The sequence below is a fragment of the Clostridium sp. 1001283B150225_161107_B6 genome (assembly GCF_015556325.1).
GTDB lineage: Bacteria > Bacillota > Clostridia > Lachnospirales > Lachnospiraceae > Enterocloster.
In genome coordinates this window covers 135,373-142,903 of record NZ_JADNMD010000015.1, presented here as the reverse complement: position 1 = coordinate 142,903, position 7,531 = coordinate 135,373, and the positions used below count along the sequence as shown (strand labels likewise).

Genomic DNA, 7,531 nt, shown 5'->3' with positions numbered 1-7,531 from the left:
AGTAGTTGCTGTTATATATAATACAAGGACTGAAGGTCCAAGAAAGAACTTTCAGCCCAGTTATTATCATAGAAGATCAGCTTTTACAGACTTTTCTTCACACACTCGAATTTCGCTTAGCTAATTTATTAACTCGTGAATAATATCACCTTTTCAACTCTTATCCGTTTTATGTTCCAATATTTTTATCGAATCCAAATAATCCTTCTCCACATCACTGAGGGTTCTGGTTTTATATTTTCTGTATTCACTCGTTGCTTTATCAACTGCTTGTTTATGAGTAACACTTCCGTTTCCTTGAAGTAACTGTTCGCCACTCATTGTAAGTATACGATCCAAATGCGCTGCCCAATCGCTCATAGTCATTACCTGTTCCCGCTCTGCCTGGCGTTCCGCAAAATCAAGATACCCTGAAACAAGTTGTCCCATCGCCCGAAGTTCTTTTTCATTCAGATAGTTTTTGGCAATGACAGCCTCCTTTAATGTTGGCTGGTTTCCTGCAAATGTCATAAGTCCCATAAACTCTTTTTCAGCATCCGCTCTGGTATAAATAACTTCTGCTGCAGTTTGTCCATGAATCGCATAGTGAATCTTATTCTGAACCTTTTTAAAGAACTGAATGGATATTTCAGCTTTCGGATCATAATCAATACTTGTAGCATAAATTTCTAAGACTTGCCTGTAAAATACCTTCTCAGAAGCACGTATATCTCTAATACGTTCGAGTAATTCTTTAAAGTAGCCTCCACCACCCAAATTCTTCAGCCGCTCATCGTCCAGCGCAAAACCTTTTCTCATATATTCCTTTAAAATGCCTGTTGCCCATATTCTAAATTGTGTGCCGCGCTTTGACTTCACACGATAACCGACCGAAATAATCACGTCAAGATTATAATAATCTACATCATAAACTTTTCCGTCAGCAGCAGTATAGGCAAATTTTGCCCATACTGATTCTTTAGATAATTCTCCTTCTTTAAAAACATTCCTCACATGCTTGCCTATTACGCTTCTATCTCTTTGAAACAACTCCGCCATCTGATCAATTGACAGCCATACCGTATCTCCATCAAAAGTTGTATCTATCTTTGCCAAACCATCTTCTGTTGTGTAGATAATAATATTTGATTTCCTATTAATATCACCTTGACTATTCACTCAGTTCACCACCTCGCCTTTGCTATGCCTTTCCAAGTTATATTTCTTCTTCAATTCTCCTCGATGATATTTTTTTCCTTCTTTTTTTCTTTTTGGTCAGTTTCGTTGGCTCTGCAGTTTCCAAAAGAAATAATTCGTTAGGCTCTATTTGACGTATATTCTTAAGCCAAGGTCTTTTCTCTTCCTCATCAAATGTACTGTCAATTAACCTAATTATTTGACGTTTTTCCCACAAATTTGACCTTGAAAAACTTTTACGTATTTCAAGCATATCTTCTCGGTTAGCCAGACCATATAATGCATCTAGTAACACTCTTCCTACATATGCGCCTGAATCCCTACGTAAGTTTCTATATTGCTCGATTAAAAACTTTTTGTTTGAAAAGCAATCACTCCCAAAAAGTCTAATATACGAAACCATTAAATATTCGGGAATAAACCTACTTTCTTTTATTTGCTTTGTAAAATATATATTTATTTTTTCAACATCCTCAAGTGTAAAAAACTCTTGATGTTTGATTAATGTATCTATATAGTAAGGTGTTAACTGTAAATATTTATCGATTATAGCTAATATTTCTACTAACATACTATATTTTCGTTGTACAATACAAGCTTTTATAATCTCAATAAATTCTGAAGACTCGACTAAACAATTTATCTTTGCGCTTTCCAAAAGGCCCTCTATATTTAACACTTCTAATCTTTCTTTCTCACTATTTGAAGGTTTTCTAAAATTTGTTGGTACCGTTCCACCATATCCTGCCTTTATTATAAATGGATTTTTTTCGTCCTTCTCTTTTTTTGTTTTGGTATGAACTTCCGTGGCATGCATATACCTATCATTAGGTTCTATTTTTGTCTTGCTCATATTAATTGACAGGCCTTCCTGTCCCAAGCGATCAATCAGAACTGTAAGCCAATAGTGTGCCACACTTGCATTGGGCGCAAAAAATCTATAGTCATCCACATATCTAATAAAGTCTACCCCCATTGAAAGAAGATAGTTGTCAACCCCAATTAAATTAGCCTCTGACAATATTCTACTAGCGTTAGATCCTACAGGTAAACCATAAGAATCACGATTTGACCAAAATAGTAACAATTCATTAATCAAATTTACAATATTACGATTACAATTAATTGATAGTAATGTATTCTGTAGTCGATGTAAATTTAATCGTTCATAGTAATTTGCTATATCACATGAAACTATTAGATTAGCTTTCTTTTGCTTTGCTTTTTCACTTACTCGATTCCTAAAAGCAGTGATGGTGTAATTTTTATTCCACAAATATCCATTGTTAGGATGAAATCTATATGAATACACTCTTTTTTGTGATATAGGAACCCGTGCCTTTTCTATTGTTTCTGCAAGTGTAAGAACAAGCGCTAAATACTTAATAGTATCATGTGGTTGTATTAATGCACATTTTCGAAAACCAAAAGCAATATTTTTAGGCATAAGCATGCAATCTATAGCATTGATTCCCAGTCCTGAAACCGAGCCCGAACGAATGGATCTAATCGTTTCATCATAGATTCGTTTTTTAAACAATTCACTTTTTGATAAAAGATCCACCTCAAATGGACGAGCAAATATATCAGTAAGCCCCTCTTTCATGACATTCCTTATAGCCAATTCAACTGATTTCTCTAAATTCATTATTTTACCACCACATATTTACGTATTTTTTATTAGTTTATATATCTTTCAACTCATTTATTTCGATCAAAAATACTTGATTTTTCCAATTCTTTTCCTCCATACCCAAAAGAACAGTAATCATAATAATCGTTTGCAGTACATCACCAATAATCATTAACACGAATGATTTAAACCATGTGTTGTGGTTCATATTTTTATTACTCTATTTACTTATATTGGTATTTCTGCTCTCGTTTACGGAAAGCATCTTCTCCCCCTTCCATAATTTCACAAATTCCTTCTCTAATAATTTTTTCTTCAATGCAGCCAGTTTTTTTATCCTTTCTAAAAGTGACTTTTCCCTGATTATTACGTTTCAAAACAACAATGCCCTCCGCATCGCCCAACACAGGAATATTAGGATTATGTGTAACAATAATGATTTGTCGCTTACTCTTCATTTTTCTTATAGATTTTACAACAAGCGAATAAATCAAACTATTGTCTAAATCGTCTTCCGGCTGATCAATAATTAATGGATTCTCACCGCTATTCAAAATAAATGCCAAAATAGCTGCACTCTTTTGGCCTGGTGAACCTTCGTTAGCTGCATTTAAAGATTCAGCATATCTAGCCACATCTTTATTGGAATGATCAATAGCCTCCTGCAACCTTTCATACCCTTTTTCTTTCCTTTTGGATCAGACGTGCCTTTCACTTCAAATATAATCGCTTCATCTCTTGGCGATGGTGTTGTCCCTAATTTAAACCCTAACACATCACTGCCTTGTGGTGATGTGTTCCGATTAAATTTACTACGGTATCGGATTCTGGGTACATAATAACTCTGAATATATTCGATATAATCTGCCACAAGAATCTCACAAAAATCTCCTACACGAGTTGCGGGTCCCGGCTTTGCTTGTCCCGTGAAAACATAATCTCTTAAGAATTCTTCCCTGCTTATCCCCGTTCCTTCTCTTTCCATATCCAGAGCATCTAGGTAACGATACTGTTCCCGAAAATGAGCTGCCCACTCATCAAGCACTGCATCATTCTCCGATACCTCAAGGCAACGAACCTGTATTTCCTTTCCGTCTTTTGTCAGCAAACTTTGCTCTTCTCGATACCCATTAATGTACTCCATCTATAATCACCCTTCTCTTGAACATCATCTCAATTACCGAAATTAGATAAATTTCTTCTCAAATTATTATAAATACTACTTATTCATAAAATCATGTCTTAAACATAATACCTATATTTCATGCCTTGTAAATATCTAAAGCAGATCTCCCTTGTTTACCTTTTCCCTTATTAAATCCACCATCGTTTAGTACTCATACAGTCAGAAACTATAATAACAGTGCTGATACTATGGTTTCTAGCTAAATGGCACACTAGGTTAGCACAATATTTCAGGGACATCTATTCGGCAAACACAATATTGGTAAAAACGCTAAAATTAATCAACCTATATCAGCCAAATCTCCTATATAAAATAGTATCATACTCCCCTCGCTATTACCATCTAAAAGATTTCTGCATTTCCGTTTATTTATCCCTATGCAAAATAACATTCTCAACTATCTATTATAATTCACACATCTGATATCTCTCTTTTTCAGCATAGCAAATTATCAACTGCTTATCATAAACATCTATTCTCTTCACTCTAACCTTTACGACATGTTCATCATATTCCCCATTACACACAACTTTTCCCAGCATATCTCTTACATATTGATCGTTCAAGGTAGGTGAATTTTTACACTCCGTCTTTCCTTTTTCCATCCTTGTCCCGCATCTCCATACAATCTTCCCACGCTCCGTTCTACGCCTGAATCCTCCCCCACAATCCCCACATACCAATAAATTACTAAGCAAATATTTGCTGCTATATCGGTTACCACTGCTAATCTGATTGCCGTCAGCTGTTCTGAGCAGTCTGGCTCTATTAAGCATTTCTGCCTGCACTTTATCAAATATTTCCGAAGAAATAATGGCCGGATGACTTCCTTTTACATAATATCTGGTACGCTGTCCTACATTTTTCTTTCGTATACCATTTAGATAATCCTCTGTAAATGTTTTCTGAAGCATCATGTCTCCCTTATATTTCTCATTCTTTAGCATTTGTTGTATTACATTTGCACTCCATACCTCTTTACCTGTAACCGTTTTTATACCATTATCTTCCAAATACTTTTTAATCTGTGAAAATGTGTATCCCCTCAAATATAACTCAAAAATTAATCGTACTACTTTAGCCTGTTCAGGAACAATTACCAATTCCCCTTCCACACACCGATACCCCATAAAATGTTTATAGCTGCTAAATAATCCTTCTTCAGATTTTCTTTTAATACCCCACTGAATATTCTCACTCAAGTTTCTGCTTTCTTCTTGTCCCATTGCTCCTGATAAGGTTATTGCCGCTTCTGCATCCGGATCAAACGAATTCACATTTTCAATTTCAAAATACATTTGAATCCCCCTTTCTTTCAAATATCTCATAATCTGCAATAGCTCTACCGTATTCCTGGATACTCGTTTTGCTGATTTAGTGATTATGTAATCGAATTTCCCCTCTGTTGCACTTTCTAACATATGTTTCAATCCGTTACGGCCCTTTTTCCTTAATCCACTTCTTCCACAATCCCAGAACACCTCTGAAAATACCCAACCTGGATGATCTGATATCTGTTCTGTATAAGCCATAATTTGATGAGCCAAACTGGCTAACTGCGTCTCTTTCTTAGTGCTGACGCGGCAATATGCCGCCACACGCAGCGGTTCCGTATTCTCTTTTTTCACAGGTATATAATATATCTTTTTCACAACACCCCACCTCGTCTCATCCATAAGGAAAAGGCGCGAAAGCCAAAAGCCTTCACGCCTCACCACACGACAACTATCCAATCTCACCTAATCATCATTTAACACTCTTTTGCAACAGGACAATACTTTCCGTATGTGTCGAGTGGGTGATAATGATGTCGAAAAGGTATAACTTCCCTTTGGAGGAAACCATATTTCAACATTCCGTTACTTACTTGTTCCATCCAATTTATCCAATTCCTCTATACTCTCCAAAAAATGACATTCCACAGGGGACAATACATATTCCTGATTTTTTTTATATTTCTCATACTCAGAATGTGCCTTCTCCAATGCCTGCTGATGTGTTACTTTTCCCTTTGTATTTAAGATATCCCGTCTGGTCATCTTTAGATAATCATCTATCGTCTCCAACCAATCTTTCATATACATAGGTTCCTGATTCAAAGCATGTACCTCGGCAATATCCAAATAAGCCGCAACAATTTTATTGAGCGCATCCAGCTCTTTTTCATCCAGATAATTTTTCGCCACTTCTACATCAGACCGTTTTATGCTGTTTCCGCTCCATGAAGTCAATCCCATATTATCCTTATCTGCATCTGCTCTCTGGTAAATCACCTCGGCCGCTGTATGCTTATGCGCGGCCCAATGCATCTTATTCTGAACCTGTTTAAAAAACAAAACAGAGCTTTCCGCCTTGGGATTATAGTCAATACTGGTTGCGTAAATTTCCAAAACCTTTCTCCAAAATACTTTTTCTGAAGAACGAATATCGCGGATACGTGCCAACAATTCATCAAAATAATTTCCACCGCCAAGGTTCTTCAGGCGGTCATCATCAAGAGCAAAGCCCTTTTTCATATATTCTTTTAAAACATTTGTAGCCCAAATTCTGAATTGAGTGCCACGCAAAGATTTAACTCGATAACCAACGGAAATAATAACATCGAGATTATAAAAATCCACATGATATCTTTTTCCGTCGGCTCCAGTTGTTGCAAAATTTGCAACAACTGAATCCCGGCTTAGTTCACCTTCTGAAAAAATATTTTTAATGTGCCGGGATATCGTAGACTTATTCCTTTGGAATAACTCTGCTATTTGATCTAATGATAACCATACAGTCTCATTATCAAAAGTAACTTCAACCTTTGTGACTCCATCTTCCGTCGTATACATTAAAATATTTGATTTTTCCAAGTCTCCTCTTACCTCCTAAAGTCCTCTATATTAAAAAAAATGATATTCATAAGGTGCTTCCATTTGACTGTTTCCACACGCTGCAACAGGACAATGGATTCACAAGCAGTGCAACTTTACTATTATACTCACTATCAAAAATTCTCTTTTATCTCGCCTAGGCAAGAGTTTGACTATCTATTTTACCTACAGTTTCTAACACTACTCGCATTTCCTATTTTTTCTTGCAAGTGCTGCCACTTCCTTACGTTCTTTATCATTTAATTGAAAAATCAAATTATATCTTTTAAATTACTATTAACATATTGAGTTACTTTAATTCCGATACTTGTTAAAGAATCATAGTCTATTAACTCTATCTGAATCAACGTATTTGTTCCTTTCTCCGACAATATATATCCATGTTAGCGTCTCTCTACTTTAATCTTCAATAAACTTCTAACCTTTTGCTAAAATGTTCATCCCCTTTCAGTAATACCAAACAAATATCGATCCAACCAAACAAAAACACATTCTCATATCTATCTGAAATCGCGAAACTCTTTGATTTACTGCGGTTTTCTTGACAGCAAGCAAGCCGTCTCGACATGCGGTGAAAGTTGGGTTTTATACTACATGGCAAAAGAATTTATTATAAAAGTGCGGTGGGTAAGTTTAATCTGTCCATTCACCCCACTTACC

At 35.8% G+C, this 7,531-nt stretch carries 6 protein-coding genes; all 6 read right to left on the bottom strand.

Translation table 11 applies throughout. The features are described from left to right. Window positions 1–153: 153 nt before the first annotated feature. Window positions 154–1,158: a virulence RhuM family protein gene (gene rhuM, locus I2H39_RS25565; RefSeq protein WP_138311315.1), complete on the bottom strand. Its 1,005-nt coding sequence runs from the start codon at window positions 1,156–1,158 to the stop codon at window positions 154–156. Window positions 1,159–1,195: 37 nt separating this feature from the next. Next, window positions 1,196–2,824, bottom strand: a complete 1,629-nt coding sequence (locus I2H39_RS25560) for an RNA-directed DNA polymerase (RefSeq protein WP_195627863.1) — start codon at window positions 2,822–2,824, stop codon at window positions 1,196–1,198. Between the two features lie 209 nt (window positions 2,825–3,033). Continuing rightward, window positions 3,034–3,444: a hypothetical protein gene (locus I2H39_RS25555; RefSeq protein ID WP_240305627.1), complete on the bottom strand. Its 411-nt coding sequence runs from the start codon at window positions 3,442–3,444 to the stop codon at window positions 3,034–3,036. Next, on the bottom strand, window positions 3,420–3,953 hold the full coding sequence (locus I2H39_RS25550; protein ID WP_195627868.1) for a hypothetical protein: 534 nt from the start codon (window positions 3,951–3,953) through the stop codon (window positions 3,420–3,422). The genes I2H39_RS25555 and I2H39_RS25550 overlap by 25 nt, the downstream gene beginning before the upstream one ends. A 446-nt stretch (window positions 3,954–4,399) precedes the next feature. After that, window positions 4,400–5,671, bottom strand: a complete 1,272-nt coding sequence (locus I2H39_RS25545) for a recombinase family protein (RefSeq protein ID WP_207746971.1) — start codon at window positions 5,669–5,671, stop codon at window positions 4,400–4,402. A gap of 183 nt (window positions 5,672–5,854) precedes the next feature. Further along, window positions 5,855–6,850: a virulence RhuM family protein gene (locus I2H39_RS25540; protein ID WP_330641045.1), complete on the bottom strand. Its 996-nt coding sequence runs from the start codon at window positions 6,848–6,850 to the stop codon at window positions 5,855–5,857. Between the last annotated feature and the right edge of the window lie 681 nt (window positions 6,851–7,531).